The following is a 495-nucleotide window of genomic DNA, read 5'->3' on the forward strand; positions in this document are numbered from 1 at the left end:
TTTCCAGCACGCGGTGCCGGATCTCCGGCGGCTGAAGCACGCAATCGCCCGCTTCCAGAATGAACGGATCGCCTTGCCCCTCGTAGACGACCCGAACCCAGCCCTTGCGGCAGAAAATCGTCTGAAAACGGATCTTGTGGAAGTGCACGTAATCGGGAACGGGGCCGCCACCGAGGATCCGAATATGTGATGCGATAAACGCACCTCCGTGCCGGTTTGGCAGCAGGTCGCGGTAACGCAGGCCCGCACGACCGACGGTCCACGGTGCCCCATCCTGCGCACGAGACAACACGAGTTCCTGTCTGTTGACAGGCTGCTTCATGCGAGGCTCGGCCGGGACGAGCCTGACCTCGACGCCGTTCGGCGCGGTCAGTGTTCGCGTATCGTCGCCGAGTTGAAACTCGTCGTCGCACAGCACGTCGAGCTTCGCCACCCCACCGACGAGGCCTACACCGAGGCGCAACCTGATATTGCAGCCCGACAGGATCGCAGTAC

General features: G+C 62.8%; 1 pseudogene. It reads right to left on the reverse strand.

The window, feature by feature from the left end:
* A pseudogene (locus AB3X98_RS42060) lies at positions 1-495 on the reverse strand (cupin); the annotation flags it as partial.

The sequence above is a fragment of the Paraburkholderia sp. BR14312 genome (genome assembly GCF_040948675.1).
Lineage (GTDB): Bacteria > Pseudomonadota > Gammaproteobacteria > Burkholderiales > Burkholderiaceae > Paraburkholderia > Paraburkholderia nodosa_A.